The 20,632-nt window shown below is 49.4% G+C and carries 22 protein-coding genes; 5 read left to right on the plus strand and 17 right to left on the minus strand.

Annotated features, from left to right (window positions below):
• Positions 1 to 103 precede the first annotated feature (103 nt).
• Positions 104 to 364, plus strand: coding sequence for a hypothetical protein (locus C0081_RS20320; protein WP_101535567.1), 261 nt, complete (start codon positions 104 to 106; stop codon positions 362 to 364).
• Between the two features lie 179 nt (positions 365 to 543).
• A complete protein-coding gene (locus C0081_RS23300) occupies positions 544 to 795 on the plus strand; it encodes a hypothetical protein (protein ID WP_180966982.1) in 252 nt (83 codons plus the stop codon).
• 620 nt (positions 796 to 1,415) lie between these two features.
• Here the strand turns inward: C0081_RS23300 and C0081_RS20330 are convergent.
• The 15 genes from C0081_RS20330 to C0081_RS20395 form a co-directional block, all read right to left on the minus strand.
• Complete coding sequence (locus C0081_RS20330; protein WP_101535569.1) at positions 1,416 to 2,522, minus strand: ABC transporter ATP-binding protein; 1,107 nt, start codon at positions 2,520 to 2,522, stop codon at positions 1,416 to 1,418.
• A 23-nt stretch (positions 2,523 to 2,545) separates the two neighbouring features.
• Entirely contained in the window at positions 2,546 to 3,253 is a 708-nt protein-coding gene (locus tag C0081_RS20335; protein WP_146006505.1) for an IclR family transcriptional regulator, read from the minus strand.
• A 10-nt stretch (positions 3,254 to 3,263) separates the two neighbouring features.
• Positions 3,264 to 4,100 carry a carbohydrate ABC transporter permease gene (locus tag C0081_RS20340; RefSeq protein WP_101535571.1) on the minus strand — a complete coding sequence of 279 codons (837 nt, stop codon included), beginning with the start codon at positions 4,098 to 4,100 and terminating at the stop codon, positions 3,264 to 3,266.
• 3 nt (positions 4,101 to 4,103) lie between these two features.
• A complete protein-coding gene (locus C0081_RS20345; RefSeq protein WP_180966978.1) occupies positions 4,104 to 5,030 on the minus strand; it encodes a carbohydrate ABC transporter permease in 927 nt (308 codons plus the stop codon).
• 17 nt (positions 5,031 to 5,047) lie between these two features.
• Entirely contained in the window at positions 5,048 to 6,313 is a 1,266-nt protein-coding gene (locus C0081_RS20350; protein ID WP_180966979.1) for an ABC transporter substrate-binding protein, read from the minus strand.
• Between the two features lie 29 nt (positions 6,314 to 6,342).
• Positions 6,343 to 8,610 (minus strand): FAD-dependent oxidoreductase, encoded by a 2,268-nt coding sequence (locus tag C0081_RS20355; RefSeq protein WP_101535574.1) that lies wholly within the window; start codon positions 8,608 to 8,610, stop codon positions 6,343 to 6,345.
• A 120-nt stretch (positions 8,611 to 8,730) separates the two neighbouring features.
• Positions 8,731 to 8,862 (minus strand): hypothetical protein, encoded by a 132-nt coding sequence (locus C0081_RS23740; RefSeq protein WP_280952899.1) that lies wholly within the window; start codon positions 8,860 to 8,862, stop codon positions 8,731 to 8,733.
• 509 nt (positions 8,863 to 9,371) lie between these two features.
• On the minus strand, positions 9,372 to 9,872 hold the full coding sequence (locus C0081_RS20365; RefSeq protein WP_101535576.1) for a gluconokinase: 501 nt from the start codon (positions 9,870 to 9,872) through the stop codon (positions 9,372 to 9,374).
• Between the two features lie 67 nt (positions 9,873 to 9,939).
• Positions 9,940 to 11,328 (minus strand): NADP-dependent phosphogluconate dehydrogenase, encoded by a 1,389-nt coding sequence (gene gndA, locus C0081_RS20370; RefSeq protein ID WP_101535577.1) that lies wholly within the window; start codon positions 11,326 to 11,328, stop codon positions 9,940 to 9,942.
• A 128-nt stretch (positions 11,329 to 11,456) separates the two neighbouring features.
• Positions 11,457 to 11,960, minus strand: a complete 504-nt coding sequence (locus C0081_RS20375; protein ID WP_210200575.1) for an RbsD/FucU family protein — start codon at positions 11,958 to 11,960, stop codon at positions 11,457 to 11,459.
• A complete protein-coding gene (locus C0081_RS20380; protein ID WP_101535579.1) occupies positions 11,938 to 12,702 on the minus strand; it encodes an SDR family NAD(P)-dependent oxidoreductase in 765 nt (254 codons plus the stop codon). The genes C0081_RS20375 and C0081_RS20380 overlap by 23 nt, the downstream gene beginning before the upstream one ends.
• A gap of 95 nt (positions 12,703 to 12,797) precedes the next feature.
• Positions 12,798 to 12,923 carry a hypothetical protein gene (locus C0081_RS23745; protein WP_280952900.1) on the minus strand — a complete coding sequence of 42 codons (126 nt, stop codon included), beginning with the start codon at positions 12,921 to 12,923 and terminating at the stop codon, positions 12,798 to 12,800.
• 24 nt (positions 12,924 to 12,947) lie between these two features.
• A complete protein-coding gene (locus C0081_RS20385; protein ID WP_101535580.1) occupies positions 12,948 to 14,240 on the minus strand; it encodes a TRAP transporter large permease in 1,293 nt (430 codons plus the stop codon).
• Entirely contained in the window at positions 14,237 to 14,779 is a 543-nt protein-coding gene (locus C0081_RS20390; protein ID WP_101535581.1) for a TRAP transporter small permease, read from the minus strand. Before C0081_RS20390 ends, C0081_RS20385 begins: the two co-directional genes overlap by 4 nt.
• A 66-nt stretch (positions 14,780 to 14,845) precedes the next feature.
• Positions 14,846 to 15,826: a TRAP transporter substrate-binding protein gene (locus tag C0081_RS20395; RefSeq protein ID WP_180966980.1), complete on the minus strand. Its 981-nt coding sequence runs from the start codon at positions 15,824 to 15,826 to the stop codon at positions 14,846 to 14,848.
• A 208-nt stretch (positions 15,827 to 16,034) separates the two neighbouring features.
• On the opposite strand from C0081_RS20395, the gene C0081_RS20400 reads away from it, so the two are divergent.
• Positions 16,035 to 16,778, plus strand: a complete 744-nt coding sequence (locus tag C0081_RS20400) for a FadR/GntR family transcriptional regulator (RefSeq protein WP_101535583.1) — start codon at positions 16,035 to 16,037, stop codon at positions 16,776 to 16,778.
• Positions 16,779 to 16,919: 141 nt separating this feature from the next.
• Here the strand turns inward: C0081_RS20400 and C0081_RS20405 are convergent, their stop codons facing one another.
• The gene (locus C0081_RS20405; RefSeq protein WP_101535584.1) at positions 16,920 to 17,189 is read right to left on the minus strand and encodes a hypothetical protein; all 270 of its coding nucleotides are present in this window, start codon (positions 17,187 to 17,189) and stop codon (positions 16,920 to 16,922) included.
• 158 nt (positions 17,190 to 17,347) lie between these two features.
• Between C0081_RS20405 and uxuA the strand changes: the two genes are divergently transcribed.
• Both uxuA and C0081_RS20415 read left to right on the plus strand, forming a co-directional pair.
• Positions 17,348 to 18,565 (plus strand): mannonate dehydratase, encoded by a 1,218-nt coding sequence (uxuA, locus tag C0081_RS20410; RefSeq protein WP_101535585.1) that lies wholly within the window; start codon positions 17,348 to 17,350, stop codon positions 18,563 to 18,565.
• A 110-nt stretch (positions 18,566 to 18,675) separates the two neighbouring features.
• Positions 18,676 to 19,917 carry an AGE family epimerase/isomerase gene (locus C0081_RS20415; RefSeq protein WP_101535586.1) on the plus strand — a complete coding sequence of 414 codons (1,242 nt, stop codon included), beginning with the start codon at positions 18,676 to 18,678 and terminating at the stop codon, positions 19,915 to 19,917.
• A gap of 174 nt (positions 19,918 to 20,091) precedes the next feature.
• On the opposite strand, the gene repC is transcribed toward C0081_RS20415, so the two are convergent.
• A partial coding sequence (repC, locus tag C0081_RS20420; protein ID WP_245418009.1) for a replication initiation protein RepC occupies positions 20,092 to 20,632 on the minus strand: 541 nt, incomplete at its 5' end.

Consider the following 20,632-nt stretch of genomic DNA (forward strand, 5'->3'; position numbering starts at 1 on the left):
TTCTCGCATTTGCTGCTCACCAGCTTTACCAAAACTCTCAATTTCTGGCGCGTCTTGACGAACGTGTTAGATCGCTCGAAAAACGAAAGGATACCGCTTTAAAATGCTAAATATTGTCAAATTCCTATTCGCTCGAATTGGCGAACCTTCCACATTTGCGGGCCTGCCTGCGCTGGTGATTGGAATGCTTCAATTGTTTGATGTGAATGAAGCCGGTCAAATCGGTGCCGTGGTTCAAGACGCTCTGCCAAAGGCGGCTGAGGGCGATTGGATCGGTTCGGCTCTCATTTTGGCGGCTGGCCTGATCGCTGTTTTCATGCCCGACAAGGGCGCTCCAACCGACTTAACCCGAAACCTGCGCTAACCGCGCTTGTGGCTGATAGAGGCGGGGGCGGTGTGAAGCCGCTCCCGAAACCTTATGTACGATTACATTCCTGAATGGCTTTTGCCTTACGTGCCAGGCGGAACCGATTACACCAATGAAAAAAACATGAAAACTCTCTTGATTGCAGCGTTCGTAATCTGGTTTGTGTTCTATCGAAAATGATTGAAACGTCTCTTGGCCGTCCTGCGTGCGGCTGGATGATTGATCCAGCCAATCCGGATTTTATGATTGCCAAGCCCTGCGACGTTCCAGCCGGTTCGGGGTCGTCTTCATATCTTCCGACCTATGCCGACACCATTCTATTCGGTTGGGGTTCTGACAGCGTCCAGCTTGATGAGCCGGTCAATCGTTCGGCATGGCTCTATCTGGGAATAGGGCTAGTCGTTTTTGCTTGGATATTATCCGACTGATTGAATTGGCGTGAAGGCCTAGCGCCTTGCCAATTTCCGAATTTGTCCAGCCTTTACGGGCAAGTCTCATAATAGAGCGATCGCGCTCTATTTTTTTTGCGTCCATCGTTTGGCGCTCTTGGCGTTTCTGCCAGCTTTTCACAGTCTCAATTGGTAAATTATGCTCTCTGGCAAATTGCGCCGGCTTAACGCTCGATGCTGATTTTCTGTAAAGCGCATTCAATCGCCTGCGCAATTTTTGCTCACGCTCGATCTGTTGCGCGTCTTTTTCCAGTTTGGCCGCTTGCGCTTTTAAATCGCGGGCGGCCTGCCTCATAATATGAATTCGTCTGTCAAACATGGCTTTTCTTGTGGATAGGTGATGTTGGAATTCCCCTTAAGGGGGTAAACGTCAAATATCACAATCAAAGTATTTCGCGGGTTAATTGAGTTGTTGAGTTTATTAAATGTTTTATGAAATCAAAGGCGTATAATATATCTTATGGAATTTTATTTAAAATCTCTAACCGTTATAGGCAAGTTGACCCAAGAACGACTTACACACCTCTATGGGTATTTGGCACCTCGCACAAATCCCATATCGGAAAGTCTCACGTTAGAAGATCCTGACCCTAGGATTGCTAAGCGCTGAGATCAGGTTTGCCAAGCACTTTCACCGCCTGTTGATCCGCATTGAATAGATGAACGCGACTTTTGTTGAAACTAAAAACCTCTCGGCTTCCCTTCTGAATGGCCACATCTCCATCAACTTCAACAGTCAGCATTTGATCGTTGAGGGTTCCATAAACATAGGTGGTGCCACCCAGTTTTTCGACAACTTCAGCATTTAAAATGATCTCGATTTCGCCTTCATGACCGGCCATAAAGTGCTCTGGCCTGATACCAAGCTCTAACTGCTGACCTTTCACAAGACCACTTGTTTCCACCTTCAGTGAAACCGTTTGTCCGTCAGGGAAAGCCAGGATCACGTGCTGTTCATCCAACTCTTGAATGGTGACAGGCAAGAAGTTCATTTTGGGTGAACCGATAAAGCCAGCAACAAATTTATTGGTTGGCTGATGATAGAGCGTCAAAGGCGTTCCTACTTGCTCGACGGCACCGTCACGCAAGACGACGATCTTATCGGCCATCGTCATTGCCTCGACCTGATCGTGCGTCACATAGATCATGGTGTTACCCAGCTCGTCATGCAGTTTTGATATTTCAATGCGCATTTGCACACGCAACTCAGCATCTAGATTGGATAATGGTTCATCAAACAGGAACACTTTTGGCTTCCGGACAATCGTACGTCCGATCGCAACACGTTGGCGTTGCCCGCCTGATAGCTGGCGCGGTTTGCGGTCCAGCAATTCACCAAGTTTGAGGATTTTTGCCGCGTCATTTACTTGCTGTTCGATGACATCTTTGCTCTCGCCAGCCACTTCAAGGCCAAAACTCATATTCTCACGCACGGTCATATGCGGATAGAGAGCATAAGACTGAAACACCATGGCGATACCGCGGGCGCTTGCCTTTGTGTCCGTGACACATTCCTTGTCGATAAAAATCTCGCCACCACTCACCTCTTCAAGGCCCGCGATCATTCTTAAAAGAGTGGATTTGCCACAGCCTGAAGGCCCAACAAAAACGACAAATTCGCCACTGTTGATTTCTAGATCCACACCATGAATAGTACGGACGGATCCAAAATATTTTTCAAGGGATTGGAGCTTCACATCAGCCATGTTGGATTCCTGTTCACTGCTACTCAGGCGTAGCTCTCAATTTCGTTGATCAATTCTCTGAGCTGCCCGACATAATTATCCAGTTCAGCGGCATCGATATGAAAGTCGGTGAATGCAATGCCCGCCTTGGCACCGCCAACGGTGAATGTACTGGCTATATTGTCGATTTTGCCTGCAGGGTCACAGCGGCAAACATAGCCTTCGCGGCGTATTTTTTCGATAGTGTCCATCATTACGCTCTTTTGGTTTGGCTCCCAATGACACGTAATTTGCGACAATTCTTCATCATCCAGTTCTGCCATCAGCACTTGTCCGATAGAAGACTGAGAAGCATGATAGAGGTGATAACCACCCAATCCCTCGGCCGGATTTTGGTGTGCTTGTGCGTGAAACATATAGACAACGGAATCTTGCCACAGGACACCAATCGCCAAGGTCCTGTCATCGAAGGGTCTGTTGATCGCTACCTTGGTCGCCGCCCTGAAAATCGCAGAGGAATGAAAGCTTTGCGCAGCCAAAACATGCACCACCGGTCCGGGCATATATTTTTTTTGCGCATTTTGCTCTGCCATACCAATCGACTTCAAGGTACGAAGCAAACGGTTTACCCTGACCTCATTGATCTGCATCTTTTCTGCCAGCTCTTTGTTTCCCATCGGACGGCCACTTGTCGTGAGCTCTTGGAAACAACGAATGCCGTCTATGAGGCTTTGATTGGGTTGTGATGACAAGATTCTAACCTTATTTTACCGCGCCAGAAGTCACCCCACCGATGAATTGTTTTTGCAAGACAGCAAAGACAAGCACCACAGGAGCAGCAGCAAGGAAAGAAGCCGCCATGGCTCCACCCCAATCCGCATTATTTTCATTGATATAACGCAGCAACAGCCCCGGGCCAATTGTTCTGTTTTCTTCTGAGGTTACCAGCGTCATTGAATAGAGCAGATCATTCCACGACCACATGAAGGCATAGAGCGTCACAGTGATGAAAGCGGGAAAAGAAATAGGCATCACAATGCGCAGGAAAATCTTGAAATTGCTGGCCCCGTCAACCTTGGCCGCCTCAATCAATTCATTGGGCACTTGGCGGAAATAGCTATACATCATATAGGTGGAAACCGGCAACGCGAACACGATGTAGGAGATAGTCAGTCCGGTTTTGGTATCGAGCAAGTTGACGGCTTGAAGCATCGGATAGATCGAAATCAACAACACTCCGAACGGGAACATTTGCGCCGACAAAATGAGCAACATCAGCGGCTTTTTCGCTGGATAGTCAAATTTGGCAAAACTGTAACCAGCAAGCGCCGCAAGCGTTGCGTTAAGCAAAGCCGAACAGGTGGATGTGATCAAACTGTTTCGCAATTGCAGAAGAATATTGCCTTCAGTTATGGCCGTGATGAAATGGCCCCAGAAAAGCTCATTCGGAATAAGCGTTGCATCCAATTGATACAGTTCCTGATTGCTTTTAAAGGCACTGATCAAAGCCCAATAAACAGGAAAGAAAAGAAAGAATGCGATGGCACACAGGAGCAGCGCAAATCCAATTTTTTCTTGCAGGGATCGTAATTCAAACATGGATCAATCCTCCCGAAACAGGCTGCGTAGATAAAAGACAACAATGGGCATGAGAGTAAACACCCAGAGTACGCCAATGGCAGAGGCCATACCCAAGTTCCAGTTTTCAAAAGCCTGTCGGAACACCTCGATGGACAGCACAGAGGTCGCGCGAACGGGCCCACCGCCGGTCAGAGCATAAATAATGTCAAACTGCTGTAGATTTCCGATCATACCCAAAGCGCCGGTCACCAAAAACACGGGCTTGAGGTGGGGCAAAATCAGCCGCCGTACGACGGTTAGATTGCTGGCTCCATCAATCCGCGCTGCTTCAATCTGCTGAAAATCCATGCCCTGCAATCCTGCAAGGAAAAAGGACATGAACAGCGGGATCGAAATCCATGCCCGGGTCAAGATAACCGCCATCATTGCCCCGACATCGTCGGAGAGAAACTGGACCGGTGTTTCAACCAGCCCTGTGCCTATTAGCATCACATTAACAATGCCGTATTTTCCATTGAGCATCCATGCCCAGATGAATGCGCTCACGGTGCTGGGCAAAATCCATGGCAACAAAGTCATCGTGCGCAAAACACCTCTGCCGCGAAAATCCTGATACATCAACAGCGCCCAGGAAAGCCCCAAAAACATGGTCAGCAAGGTGGTTCCAACCACGAAAATCGCAGTTGTCACCCAAGACCCCAGAACATAGGGATCGGTAAGTATCGCCACAAAATTCTCAAAGCCGATAAAGGTCGGCGTTAAGTCGTAAATTGAATATTGGTAGAATGCCATGGACATGGCATCGATGAAAGGATAGGCAACCATCACCAAAAAGGCGGTCATTGCCGGCACCAAAATCACATAGGCAAAGCGCCTATCTGTCCGTTTCAGGCTTCCCCGCTTGTGTCTCGAGGAGACCTCATCTTGCTCGCCTTGTCGCGAAGCCATGTCCATAATCTTGCCTCTTATTTCAAAATACGCGCGATGCGTTTTTCCATCTCGGCAGCCGCTTCTTTTGCGTCCTTTTTACCGAGAATAACGGACTGAACTTCTTCGCTGACAATCGCCACATAGTTAGCACTGTCTTTCAGGGGTGAAAGTTCGTTGCGTTTTGGCAAACCGAGAGAATTGTTCCAATCGACAATAAATTTGTCTTTGGTGATGAGTGGATTGTTGCGTGCTGTTTTGGTTACAGGGATAGCACCCAGCTTGGTGAAATAGTCCAGCTGCACATCATCATTCATGGAAAGACCAGCAACAAATTTTGCAGATGGGCTGTCTTTGGAAATCTTACCATCGACCTTGGCATTGTCAGATTTCAACATGATGAGCAGGTGACCCCATTCCATGGAATGTGACGTCATGCCGTCTTTGGCAACAGGTGTTTCAATCGGCAGGACGTTAACATCGTAATCCGCCCCCTGCCCGGAGAAATCACGCGCAAAGCCCTTGGCAACGGGAGCGTCAAAATAGAAGGCCGTATTGCCTTGACCAAACATGCGTCTAGCGGCGCCACGGTCTGTGTCGAGCGAGGCAAGCTTGCGGTCCACAAGGTCTTTCATGAAGTTGAGCGTTGCAACTGTTGCATCGGAGTTGATAACCAAATTGTCTTGATCATCAAAGATACTGCCACCATGCGCCCACAGCCACAGCTGGAAGTCACTGGAAATAAGGTTGTTGTCTTTGGTCATCATGGCATAGGGCGTGCTTTGCGCATCCGCTGCCTTGACCTTTTCAAGCGCTGCCGTGAATTCTGCCAACGTTTTTGGTGAGCTGGAAACACCAGCTTTTTCTAGAACCGCTTTATTGGAGACCAAACTAATGGAGCCAATGTTCCAGGGCATGCCATATTGCTTGCCCTTGAATTGACCTGCGGCCAAGACAGCCTGCGGGATCATCGATTCAAGATAGTCTTTGCCATACAGATCGTTGAAGTCGACCAGATTTGGCAATTGCGCAAATGTTGGCAGCCACTTGGCCGAGCTTTGGTAAACATCCAGATCCTGTTTAGTCCGTACGCGCAGGAAAACATTCTTCTGCATGTCACCCCAAGAACTGGACAAGACATTGACCTTAACGCCAGTTTGATCAATCAACCCCTGTACCACCGCAGCATTGCTTGGTTCGGCGGTTACCCAGTTAAGAAATGTAACCTCCTTATCGGCAGCCAGAGCCGTTCCTGATAATGCAGCAAAGGCCAGCGATGCCAACACACCTGTAATTTTCCTCATTGTCTTCTCCCTAGTTGTCATATTGGTGATTATTGAACACGAATGCCAAATAAGCTCACGGGGTGACCCTGATGATTGGCCAGCCGGATATCGAGCCGTCGCGTCAATTGATCTTTCGGTAGCGGGATGCGGATCACCCCGTGGTGATTGTCTTGAATGGTCGTCAACATCTCACCATTGCAGTGCACATCGCAGGCATGAACCAAATGTGGCATAATCCTGTCGTTATGGTGATATTGAACGCTCTCAAGTGGATGGTCGTAGTCACAATCGGCATAGAGGCACAATTCACGCGCTTGGACAGGCTCCTGCCATTCCAGAGAAACTTGCGGCTGATTGTCTTGCATTTCAGCCACCCAGGCATTGGGGCCAGATGTGGGTCGTAGTGCTCCATCCAGTAGGTTTTCTTTGGCAAAAAGATGAATTGGGCGGACGCTTGAAAAAGCAATATTTTGTCCGTTTGGCCTGCGCTCGGGCACCCAGAAGTCAAAGCTGTCAACGCCCAATTCGATAGGCGCTTCCTGCCGTGCCGTTGTACTCACTTTGGCCAAACCACCCTGTTTGACTGTCAACAAGCCACTCAAAATGGTTGACGTAAGACCAACGGAAACATCATCATTTTTCATGAAACAGACAAAAATATTCTGATTTTTACCTTCACTGCCAATAGAAAGATCGATTGTTTGCTCGCCCGCCTCCAAAGCAAATGTCTGCTGTTCTATAATCATTTCCGGTGTCTGGTTTTCGGGCTTTTGGGCCATGCGAAGTTGAACGGTAAGGGTCGTCTTGGTTGCGGCTATTATCGGAACCGTGATTAAATTGGAGCCATCGGGTTGACCGGGCAAGATTTGGGCAAAACTCTCGGTGAGACATTTCCAGCCGGCATCGTGGGGGAGGATCGACAATGCCATTTCGCTGGATACGCTCACCTTGGCGTTGGTAGCCAAATTTTCTCGATCAAGAGCATTATAGTGGGGAACGAAATGCCCACCCGATGACAGACGACACTTCAACTGATCCAGAAGCTCGTCCTGCAACAGCCCGCGCGGCTGCAGCTTATTTTCAACACACAAACTGGCAGCTGTACCAATCGCCTCGCCAACAGCCGAAGAGGTAGCCATGACCCGAGTGCTCCCAAATGCAACATGAGAAGCAGAAAGCAGTCGGCCATTGATAAAGAGATTTTCAATGTTGCGGCTATACATGCAGCGGTATGGGATGCCGTAGACACCTTTAGCGTGATATTGGTTGCAGCCTCCATTGGCGCCATAGACACCATCAGCTGGGTGCAAATCAATCGACCAGCCACCATGACTGACTGCATCCTTATGGATGACTTGCTCAACAATATCGCGTTGACGGAGCATATAGTCGCCCTCGGCCCGACGGCTTTCACGCTTACCGGGGATCGTACCGACCCATTCTAGCGCAAGATTGGCCGCTTCAGGAAAGTCTCCGGAATTTTTGATATAGTTCCAGACGCCATAGACAATTTTCTGCAGCTCCAACTTGATCTCTTCGGACTGGTGAATGGTATCAAGTCGTCCGCCCCATTCTATCCACCAAAGGGAACACCCCTGTTCGGATGCCTTGAAGCTCTTGTAGCGCGGTATGAGCGTTGGTATATCCTTCAGCGCAAAATCTGGAGCAACATAGTCAACAGGATGCCCGACATTCTTGGAGTAGAAATAGAGAGAATGGCCTAGCAACTGACCATAATCGTCTCCAGGAGCCATTGGCTCGCCAAATTCATCCGCATCTTCAGCGCCCATTCGGTAGGCTGCACCAGACAAGTGCGTGAGAATGCCGTCTCCGGTGGAATCGGCAAACAGCTTACCTGACAGATGATACATGGTGCTGTTTTGCGAATTGAATCCAAAAACCTTCTGGATTTGGTTCTGCTTTGTTTCAGCGTGAAAAACGGAGGTATTGACCAGCACTGTCAAATTGCTTTCGCGGCTCACCCAATCTAACAAAATACTGTCAAAAACAACCGGATTGCCGCCAGGATTGCGGAATTGATTTTCCAGCAACAGCTCATTGATAATGCCACCTTCGCGCGCCCAACGGTTGTTGTTGCCGCCGTGGGAGGTAGCGCCCAGAATCCATAACCGCACTTCGCTTGACGCATTGCCCCCAAGCACCGGGCGGTCTTGTACCATCACCACCTTCAGCCCTTGCCGTGCCGCAGCAATTGCCGCACAGGTTCCCGATAGCCCACCTCCGACCACCACCAGATCAGACTGAATCTGTTCAATGTTCAATTCTCGCGGGGCAGATGCGTCTTCGATGATCATGTTGCACTCCAATATCTATAATAGTAATATCTATAATAGATATTGTCTTGTCAAGATGCATATCTGCTTTGCACCACAAACAGAGCTGCTCCGACATAAAATCTATTGAAGTGAAGGTAGTTAGGTGGATGCGATGACTGTGTGCTTGACAGCGGGCTGAACCGGCTGACCTATTTTGAAGTCAATGCCTTCGATTTCAGAGCTCTTTATCAGGCCAGCCACTAACGCCTTTGCTTCATTTCGGGATGTCATGTATCGGACCCATTCCAAAGAAATGCCTTGGCCATACAACCCGGCCTGCCAACAATAGAATTTGATAAGCAGGCTCTATGCAATTCACTTAGTGCCAGAGAAAGCGACCATCGCTCAAATTTTATTGATTGGAATAATGAAGAGCCAACATGATTTTCAGACATGCCTTATCGATTGCATCAGCACGGCAATTTCTGAAAAGCCCAACAGGCGTCATGCAAAAAGCAGCATTCGAAACCTTGGGCATCCCGCAAGCCTGTCCGACATTATAGTCGGATTCAAAGCATACAAATTTATCGGGGCAGAATTCAAAATTCCCGTCCAAAACCGCCGTTTTGGCTAAAGCGGGGAATACCCTATCAAGACAATACATGCGGCCCTTGAAGACGTATTTTCCCCGAAAAACTAAATCGCAATTGGTTTGCCTTATGGACTTTTGGTAGACTGGTTATCCTTGCCAAATCAGATCGTGTTGGACTGTGCGCCTAAGTTTATTCAGTCCCGTACAATCACATCAATGGGGTGATTTTTTCGACCAACTCATCGACCAGTTTCTCTGGGGTCTGTGAAATACTCACCCAAATGACATCTGTCTCGCCGTGCGGCACTTCAAGCGCGGCTATTTGGCTCTCGATAAGGGTAACCGGCATAAAATGGCTCTGCCGTTCCTTCATGCGGTTCTGCACCAAGTCTTTTGCACCATCCAGAAAGGCAAAGCGCAGGTCTTTGACCACAGCTCTAAATTTGTCCCGATAGGCTTTGCGCAGGGCCGAGCAGCTCAGAACGCAGGTTTCGCCGCGCGCTTCCCATTCTGCCATGCTCTTGGCCATGCTATCCAACCATGGCTCCCGATCAGCATCATTGAGCGGTATACCTGCTGACATCTTTTTGACATTTGCCTCGGGGTGATAGGCGTCCCCTTCCTCAAACGGGACCCCAAGTCGGTCCGCCAACATCTGGCCCACGGTCGACTTGCCGGTTCCCGATATGCCCATAACAATAATGATCATTGTCCTTACCTCATTTTGGTAGGTCTGTAGGGCACATACTTGTGCCTATGTGCCCCAATTATCAGCCCTAATTGGACTGCCAGTTGAAGTGAAAATGACCAGAACGGTCTATTCGTTCGAATGTGTGTGCACCGAAATAATCTCTCTGCCCCTGAATGAAATTGGCCCCCAAACAAGAACTGCGCCGACCATCGAGCCAGCCAAGAACAGAATAGAAGGCCGGAACTGGGGTGCCCGATGCAGCCGCTTGTTGCACCACGGCTCGCAACGGTTGTTCGGCTAGCTGCAAAAGATCGCGACCATAGGCGCTCTCCAACACGGAGCCTTGCCCCACACTGTCGGCAATAGGATCAAGCATCACCGAGCGAATGATGCAACCAGACCGCCAGCCTTTGGCAACTTTTGCCAAATCAATATCCCAGTAATTCTCGTTTGAGGCGACCTCAATCAATTCAAGCCCCTGCAGATAGGCGGCAAACATCGCTGCGGGGAAAGCCAGTTCCAATGCATCAGCCAACGCGTGATCAGTCGAACCGCTCTCGATGGTCTGTTTTGTCAGATCAAGACGTGGCAGTCCCGAAATAGCGCGCGCCATAAAAGCGGCGGCGATGGTCGGCACGGCAACACCATAGTCAAGCCCAGCCTCAGTAGTCCACCGTCCCGTACCTTTGTGACCAGCGACGTCGCGGATCATCTCAACAAGAGGGTTTCCACTGTCGGGATCTATCGTCGCGGCAATATCAGCCGATATTTCCAACAGATAGGAAGCCGATGGTCCTTGGTTCCACTGCCGCCAGCGGTCCGCGATGGCTTGATGAGAAAGCCCCGCAGGCCCCTTAAGCATGAGATAGGCTTCAGCCAACAGCTGCATCAGGGCATATTCAATGCCATTGTGAACGGTCTTGACAAAATGGCCAGCACCGCCTGATCCATGTGCAACATAACAGCCAGTACCATCCTTGGCTTTGGCGGCAATTGCGGAGAACGCCTTTTCCACTCGGCTCAATGCTTCGGGTGCTCCACCTCCCATCAGGGCCGGGCCGAAACGAGCACCGGTCTCCCCACCAGAAACACCCAGACCGATAAAGGCAAGCCCCCTTGCCTCCATCTCTGCCTGCCGGCGTTCGGTGTCTCGATAGAAGGAATTGCCACCATCAATCACGATGTCCCCAGCGCTTAACAAGGGGGTGAGAGAAGCAAGCGCGTCATCCACCACTTGCCCGGCCTTGACCATCATCAGAATTTGGGCCGGTTTTTTCAGCGCAGCAACAAGCAAACCTAACGAGGAACAGACAGTAACCCGTTCACCCAGTTCTTGTGAGGCTTTCTCCGCCACTTGAGGGAAAGCATCATAGGCAACTACATTGTAGCCGTGATCGGCAAAATTGAGCGCAAGATTACACCCCATAACACCAAGGCCAATGATCGCTATGTCTGCGGATGGTTGAGAAGGCATTATCGTAAAACCTCTTACTGAAGGGTGATGCTCGCTGGTGATGAATTCAAAACGGCTAAAGGCTGCGCTCAGTCATCCTACATTTGCGCGTTTTAACGCTAAGAATAGCAACACAGCCTTGCGCTGGATCAGAGAAAGACTGGTCCGACGGTTAGCAACAGGTTTGAAAATCGTCTGGTTTCACCTGTCGCAACAACCAACAAAGTATCCATCGATCTTACAGATCCATAAAAATCTTCTCGCGTTAACAACTCCATCGGAGTTTCACGCGGGAGTATTTCAAGATAGTCTTTTTGTGAGGTATTTTCGAAATCTTCGGGCCAAGCCATCATTGAGGCACTCTCAATATTGAGTACCTGACTTATTCCCTCCAATATGACGGTGCTCGGGACCATCCCCGGTGCAAAATTCAAATAGATGATTTCAGCTCTGGGAGAAGAGTTGGTCACAAATGAATAGTTTGCATCAGCAATAAGAATTTTTGCTTTGTGCCCACACTTCGCCAAGACTGCGAGTAGCTCTGGGTGAATAATTTGTGTTTTTAACATTCCTACCCCCTTTTTGGCCCCGTTTGGAATGGTGCTGGTGACCCAGCACCATTGGCCGACATTACATGCGGTAGATACCACCATTCACATCGATTGTTGCGCCTGAAATAAAGCCGTCATATTCAGATGCCAGGAAGGTAATTGTACGGGCAACGTCTTCTGGTGTGCCTGCCCGCGCCAATGGAATGCCCTTGACCGTTTCATCAGCAGATTCTTTGGTGGTGTGCTGATTGTGGAAGCGCGTTCCCAAAATCAAACCCGGAGCCACCGCATTGACACGAATGCCAAACTCACCCAATTCAGCGGCAAGCGAACGTGTCCATGTCAGAACCGCACCTTTGGTCATTGAATAGGCCACTGAACCGGAGTGGCCACCGGAGCGACCAGCCAGAGATGCCAGGTTAACAATGCTGGAACCGTCTTTGGCTTCTTTCAAATATGGCAACGCTGCTTGAGTAACATTCAACATCGTTGTCATGTTCACGTCGATAACCGTCTGCCAGAATTCCGGCTCGATTTCACCCAACCATTTTCTGGCAATAATCCCGCCAACATTGTTGACCAAGATATCCATGCCATCGAGAAACTCGACAGCATCTTTGACACATTTGGTTGCCTCATCAGCTTTTGTGAGATTGGCATAACCGAATGCAGCGCGCTGCCCCAGCGACTCTGCCAGCGCGACAAGCTGCTCTGGCCCTTCGGTACCACTGAAATAGTGAATGTAAATATCACAACCAGCTTCAATGAGCGTTTTTGCAGAGTGGAAACCAATTCCCTGCTCTGCACCGGTAATGAATACCTTTTTACCTTTTAGTTGACCCATTTTAGTTCCTAATCTGTTAGGCCTATTCAGGCTATTTTACATCAAAAAATCCAACGACCGAACGGCGGACAAGGGATGGCTAATCACGAAATTCTTCAGATTAGCCCTGCCTGCCGAGTGGCGCGCATCGCCATGCGAATGATCGTTGGAAAGCGCAGTAGAGCGGTGCCAGCCACACATATTTCGGCACCACTGTTCCATTTTTCGGTTGCCTCATACATCTATTAAGCCCTTTACGAGCTTCATTAGGGTTGTACGAGGCTAGGAATCAGCGTTGAGATCTGAGGCACGAAGACCAAAACGATCAAATAGACAATCAGCAGCAGAATGAATGGCGCTGCGTGACGCACTGTTTCCATGTAGGGGACCTTGGCAATCGCATTGGTAACGAACAGAAGCACTGCAACAGGAGGGCTCACCGCACCGATCTGGTTGGCGAGGATCATCATGATGCCCAGATGCAGAGGATCAAACCCATAAGCCTGCCCGACATATGTGGCGATCGGCACAAAGACAATCAGAACAGACAGACTTTCAAGGAACATGGTCAACACCAGCACGATGGCCAGCATCAACAGTACAATCACATAACCATTATCAGATACACCACGCAGAAAGCCGAGTATAAGCTCAATGAAGTTGACGTAAGCCAAAATCCAGCCAAGAGCACCGGTCACAGCAATAATGCCCACGACCATTGCCGTCGTCACAGTTGCATCAAGCACAATGTTTGGAAGGTCTCGTAATCCGATCTCGCGATAGACCAACATGCTCACAATTGCAGAGTAGAGGCACGCGACAACACCCGCTTCGGTCGCTGTAAATACGCCCGCAAAAATACCACCCAGAATAATAAAGGGGGCTAACAGCGCAACCCAAGCATTTCCAACCGCACGGATCATTTCGCTTGGCGTTGCACGAACGGAGTGTTTGGCCAATGCAGGATAGCGACCTGTACCGGCAAGATAGCGGATGAACAGCATCAAAGTGAGAGCCAGACCCAAGCCGGGAAAGATACCGGCCAGAAACAACCCGCCGATCGAAACGCCGGTCATAGCACCATAGACGATCATGGTCATTGATGGTGGAATGATGGGTCCAATAATGGCAGAAACCGCAACAATAGCTGAGGCCAATCCGCCCGGGTAACCTTGGCGTTTCATTTCCGGTATAAGGATTGAACCGACCGTTGCAGCCTCAGCCGCGGATGACCCAGAGACATTGGCCATTGCTGTACAGGTAACAACACTGGTATGTCCCAAGCTGCCGCGTAAATGGCCGACAAGTGTTTGCGCAAAATTGACCAATGCGCGAGACAGGCCCCCTTTGGCCATCAAGGCGCCGGCCAAAATGAAATAGGGCAGAGCCAGCAAACTAAAGCTGTCGATCATGGCAAATGTGCGCTGAGCAAAAAGCCCAAAATTCACCCCGGGCAGGACCATTATGCCCACGGCACTTGTCAGTCCAATCGCAAGGATGACCGGAAAGCCGAGCAAAACAAACGTTAACAGCCCACCAAAAAGAAGGATCAGTGTCATTTCGGCATCCTCCCCATTACACGGAGGATCAACTGCTCAACGGCACAAATCATCATATAGGCGCCACCCAGAACGAAACCAAAATATACTTTATTCATAGTAATTCCCAGCCCAGCACTGATCTGGCGCGATGAGATCCCCAAAAGCTTGGAAACCGACAAGATGAGAAACACCCCCAAGACCAACCAAGCGATGTCAATGGCAATGCGCAATGCGTGGCCGACGGGACTGGGCATCATTTGTTGGAAAACATCCACACCGATATGAGCGCTCCGGCGGTAGGCAATGGAGACGGCCATGAAGACCAGCCAAATATGCCCGTAGCGCTGAAACTCTTCCGACCAAGACAGTGACTGCCCCAAAAAGAAGCGGTTAACCACCTGCGCGACGGCAACGGTTACGATAGCCAAAAACAAGGCAATAGCCAGAGCTTCAACAGTTGAATGCAGGTAGCGCATGGGCCCAAGCGAAGGCGGCACATTCGGCGCAGGATCAACATCGCCGGGTAACGGACCCGACTCAGCACCATGATTCTCCATGGCTCTCTCCCTAGATATCTATGACTTTTTGAGAGGGCACCTAAGGCACCCTCTCGTTTTGTTGGTTTAGTTCGCGATGTCTGCAGCGCGAATTTTTGCCAAGATGTCTTCAGCGTTCAGCTTAACAGCAATTTCGTCCTGAACTGGACGGGTGCGTTCTCTGAAAGGAGCCACGTCAATGTCGGAGACTTCCATTCCGCTTTCAGACAAAGCGTCAAGAGCTTGCTGCTCTCTCACTGGAGCAAGACTGCGCTCCAGATCACCGGCAAATTCAGCTGCGGCCATAACCTCAGCCTTTTGTTTGTCGTCCAGTTTGCCCATAAATGCACTGGAGCAAACGAAGGCCACTGGCCCGAACAAGTGACGGGTTAGCGTGTAGTGATCGGCAACTTCGTAGAATTTATTGGAATAAACAAGCGACGCGCTGTGCTCCAGTCCGTCCAAAACGCCTGTTTCCATGGCGGTGTAGATTTCACCAAAAGCCATAGGGGTAGCGTTTGCGCCCATAGCATTGACTGTTTTCACATAAACATCGGTCGGTATGGTTCTGATCTTCATGCCTTTCAGATCATCAGGGCTTGTAATCGCTTTGTTTGTTGCAACATTACGATAGCCCCAGCTATCAAGCCAAGCCACAACTTCCAAGCCCGACTCTTTCAGACCATCGGCCAGTGTAACACCGACTTCGCCATCAAGAACGCGATGAACGTGGGCATAATTTGACCATACGAATGGCAGGTCAACCACACCCAAACGCGGATCGAAGTTGTTCAGAATTGCAGTACCCGAAATTGCGCAGTCAGCGCCAGAACCAAGCTGCATAGCTTCATAAACTTCACGTTCCTGACCCAACTGGTTGTTGGGATAGATCGTGACATTCATGTCGGTTGCAAAATCTTTCAGATAGTTTTGAAAAGCCCATGCGGCTGTATGCAACTCCGAGGACAACGAAGCCTGGCTCGAATGCGCAACTTTGATATCCAGTGCCGAAGCAGCTCCCGTGAAACCAACAGAAAGCCCAAGGGCTACACCTAACAATTTTTTCATTTTGAATCCTTTCATTTTGAATCCTCCGCAGATCCAATCTACTCATACAATACTACTAAGAAATGTGTCAATCCGTATATTTTGGCTTGTCTTCCGGTTCGCTTTCCCGTACTTGCAGATAGGAATTCCTTGGGCTCCCCCATCAGGAGGAGTGATTTGATGACAAGATCTTTTGTGTTCTTTGCACAAATTTTTGAGTGGAGTTGGGATGAGTTTTGAACCGCTGTCGCTAAAGGTACATTTGCGTGTTGCGGATGTTTTGGGATTGGCCATCGTTCGGGGTGACTACATGCCGGGAGATTCTTTGCCTCCAGAAGTGCAGCTTTGCGAGCAGTTGGGTATTAGCCGTACCGCCTTGCGGGAAGCCATCCGCGGCCTGATTGGCAAAGGCTTGATAGAAGCGATGCCTAAGCGCGGCACGTTCGTACGTGACTCGTTCTTCTGGAACCATCTCGATGCGGATGTGCTTCAGTGGCGAACCCAGACCAGTGACTTGTCCAGTTATCTTGAAAAGATGTTTGTTTTGCGCCGCGCAACCGAACCCGAGGCAGCCGCAACAGCGGCTTGCAATGCCCTACCCGAGGATCGCGAGCGCATCAGTACCGACTTTCAGGCAATGGTTGATGCTGGGGATGATGACAATGCTTGGGTGGAAGCCGATTTATCATTTCACCGGTCAATCTATTTGGCCACACGGAACGAATTTTTCTGGCCTATTGGGCAGATGCTGGCTGTTAGCCTGCGGCAGATGTTTAGTATTGCAGCGTTGGGTTCACACCGAGCACGCGCCATTGCCGAACATAAAAGCCTTTGCGACGCTATCGTAGATGGCAAGCCTGATTTGGCTCGATCAGCATCGCTATCTTTGCTGGAGAATGCGACATCTGATATCGACCGAGTGCGATCTCAAGGTCTTGAAAAAAAAGAAAAAAATCGTGAAAAGAAGTCCTGAAACGAGAAAATTTATCAGCTCCTCTAAGTGCCCGATTTTAGGCGGTATTGAAGAGTTTTTTCTTTGGTCACCGAGACCTTCTATAGGCTTTACCGCATCACCATCAACGTCCTTCTCTATAGTCAAACATTCTGTTTGGGATTATGTACCACTTTCCTTGGGCGATATCGCGCAAGTGCTATCGGATCGTTTGTTCAGCCGCGTCTTCACCCGCTCATAGAGAGCATCAACAAGGAGCCAATGTTGCTCGATCAGATCGCCATGCGGAAATACAACTGCGATCAAATGACGCACTTTATCCTTACCCATGTGAATCATGCTTGGTCGAATGTCGATCCAACCATCCTCACATTTGACTGCAACAGCCAGCATATTATCAAGCAGTTCATCGGGGCATAAGAAAGTAGCCATCCTTTGTGGCTCAATTGGTGGGGTCACATTCAGCTTATGGTTAGATTTTATGATGGGAATGCGCAAAAGCATTCTAAGAGTGAGATGACATACTACCATACTTGTATAAATGTTCAGTTCGAGTATGATTCTATCCTGTGACCCAAAGGAACAGATAGATGAAACAAACATGGCGCTGGTTTGGACCAAAAGACCAAGTAAAAATTGACGATATGATGCAAGCGGGTGTTGAAGGCGTCGTGTCGGCGCTGCACGACGTGCCTACCGGAAATGTTTGGATACCTGCGGCAATCGCCCAGCGTCAGAAAACAATAGCAACCCGTACAGATGGTAGCCCTTCAGGGATCGCTTGGGATGTTGTTGAAAGCCTACCTGTTTCGGAAGATATCAAGAAACAACAAGGGGAATGGCGCCTCCACCTTGAAAACTATCGCGAGAGCATGCGCAATCTTGCAGCGGCGGGCATCAACGTCATTTGTTACAATTTCATGCCGGTATTGGACTGGACTCGCACTGATCTGGCCTACCCTCTTTCGCATGGCGGCACAGCAATGCGTTTTGACCTGATTGATTTTGCTGCATTTGACATTCACATACTGCGTCGCTCGTCTGCGGCAGAAAGCTTTCCCGAAGATATTGTTGCGCAAGCGGATGCACGTTTTGCTGATATGTCCGATTCCCACAAATCAGCGCTTGCCGAGAATATTGTTTGCGGTCTCCCCGGTGCTGCCGAGAGCTTCTCTTTGGACGATGTTCGCGCGCATCTTGCTGAATATGACGACATTTCACCTGAGGTCTTACGCGGCCATCTCATTGATTTTCTTTCTGAAGTGACCCCAGAGGCGGAACGATTGGGACTAAGGTTGTGTTGTCACCCTGATGACCCTCCCTTCTCACTGCTTGGCCTGCCCCGCATTATCTCAACCGAAGAAGATTATCGCACAATCATGGACGCGGTCGACCTTAACGCAAATGGTATCACGCTTTGCTCGGGGTCTCTCGGGGCCCGTGCTGATAATGATTTGCCCGGCATGATGAACCGTCTTGGAAGCCGTGTGCATTTCCTACATCTTCGCAATGTCTGTCGCGAAACGGCAGGAACTCCCTGTTCTTTTCATGAAGCAGACCATTTGGACGGCGAAACCGATATGGTTGCACTCATCAAAGCCGTGCTGCTTGAGGAAAGAAAGCGCCGCGATACCGGCCGTGAAGACTACAGCATTCCTTTCCGGCCTGATCATGGACAAGACATTCTCGATGACCTTCACAAAAAAGCACAACCTGGATATCCAGCGATTGGCCGACTAAAAGGCCTCGCCGAATTGCGCGGTATCATGACCGCGCTTGAACATGAGAGTTCCGGCTTGTTGGCGTGATGACGCGTCAAGTTTCACAAATGTATATTCTGGCTGAGAGACTCATTTATGCCGCTAGGCAATGCATTGAGTAAGCTCAGATAGAAACAAAGGAACGGATGGGCAAGTAAATGACATTTGGACAAACAACGTTCAATAAATCAAATGAGAGCATAGAAGATGTTTCTCTATTTGCTTGTGACTTTGTGCCACGCTGGTTGAAAATTGCGTTTAAAGTTGGTTCCGGTCCGTCTCCCGTTGTCGAGAGTTTGGATGCTGAAGGCAATGTCATTGCAAGTCCGCAAGTGACCACCCTCACTCAGAGTCGAACACTTTTTATGCTGGCGCATCTTCACTTACAAACCGGCCGTTTAGACCTTTTGATCGCCGCCAAGCGCTTGCATGCTTTCTTGATGTCTGCGCTGCAGGATGACGATGGTGGATTTCGTTTCGCCGTTGCACCTGACGGAACACCGATTGACACCCCAGCGGCTCGCCTGCGTCGCACTTACGATCAATCTTTCGTTCTATTAGCACTTTGCACGTTACAAAAAGCGGATCCCCAAACCGTACCACAAACACAAATAGACACTTGCTGGTCTTTCATAGAAACCGTTTTACGCGACCATAAAACAGGCGCTCTATGGGAAGATGACCAAATGGGGCGCTGCGGACCAAAACCAGATGACCTACGCAGTCAAAATCCACATATGCATATGCTTGAAGCAACCCTTCAAGCATATGAAATGAGCGGAGATATCCTATGGCTCCAGCGTGCAGGGCAATTGGTTTCTATTGCTGAACAGTTCTTTATAGATGGTGAAACCGGTGCGATCCGAGAATTTGTCGGCCATGATCTGGTTCCGATGAACACACCTGACGGAACCCGACGTGAACCGGGCCATCAATTTGAATGGGACTGGCTGTTGCGACGCTATGCAGGTTTCTCGCATGAAGAACAACCGCGCAGACAAGCAAGCCGCATGCGTGCCTTTGCCGAAAATTCTTGTATAAGCAAAAGTGGCCCCATGGCCGGAGCACCTTATGATGCTGTTGACGCAGCAGGAGCCATCATGGAAGAAAGCCATCTTTTGTGGCCACTAACCGAAGCGGGCAAAACCTACGCTTTGCTTTTCATTGAAACAAAGAGCCAGGCCGCCGCCGATCGCGCCCAATCGCTCGCAAAGATGATTTTCACTCACTATGTCCGGTCGGATATTCCCGCTTGGATCAACCAGCTCGCCCCGAACGGAGACGTCCTTTGGAATGAAGGGCTATCTCGTTTGCTTTATCACATTACTCTGTTCGTCACCGAAGGCCTTCGCGCTGGACTGTGGGTGCTTCCGCCTATCTCGGAACGCATTGACCAATAGAACGCCGCATCGGTCAATTTAAGCCAAACGGAGAAAAACCAAGCTTCGTATTTGGATGCAATGGTCGGAGCTCACGGTATCAAGCTGGTTGACATTCCCCATCGCAAGCTTTTCGTGATGCAGCATCCAAAACGCTCAAATAAACCTGCCACAAATTGCCATTTTGCACTTTGATCATCGAACGGGCTTGCTACACAGGCCGTGCAGGGATTTTGTTAAATTCAATTGTTCATCTCCCGCGCGATCAATCATCGCTCTGAAGTAAGCGCCCGGATGAGAAATGAGCTCAGGATCTCGCAACGCTTTCTCAGCAATAACAGCCAAACAGACCAACGCCAGCAAGTGTCCTTGTCGCTCTACGCCATGTCCAAATTCTCGATCTCCTAGTCCTATCAATAACTTAATTGTATGCGCGGAGCCAATCAAATCATGCCACGAGTTAAATTGCTTCCCAATTGTTACCTGAACCCTAGAACAGGCAGATTGAAGTAAACCGATGGAGACATGATCAAGGCAATCATTTTTAGCCCCCCCTGCCCTTTCGTTTTTCTCAGAATTTGGTTGGTTCTTTTGAAATTTGCTTCTAGGCTTTTTTCGCAAAGCCATTATAGCGGCTTTGCCGCTTTGAGGATTCTTTAAGTCTCGCTCGTTAGAGTGAGGCCGTTTGTTATTACTTATATTTTTATCGGAAATGGGTGTATTAGATATAGTTGCG

The organism is Cohaesibacter celericrescens (assembly GCF_002866925.1).
Taxonomy (GTDB): Bacteria; Pseudomonadota; Alphaproteobacteria; order Rhizobiales; family Cohaesibacteraceae; genus Cohaesibacter; species Cohaesibacter celericrescens.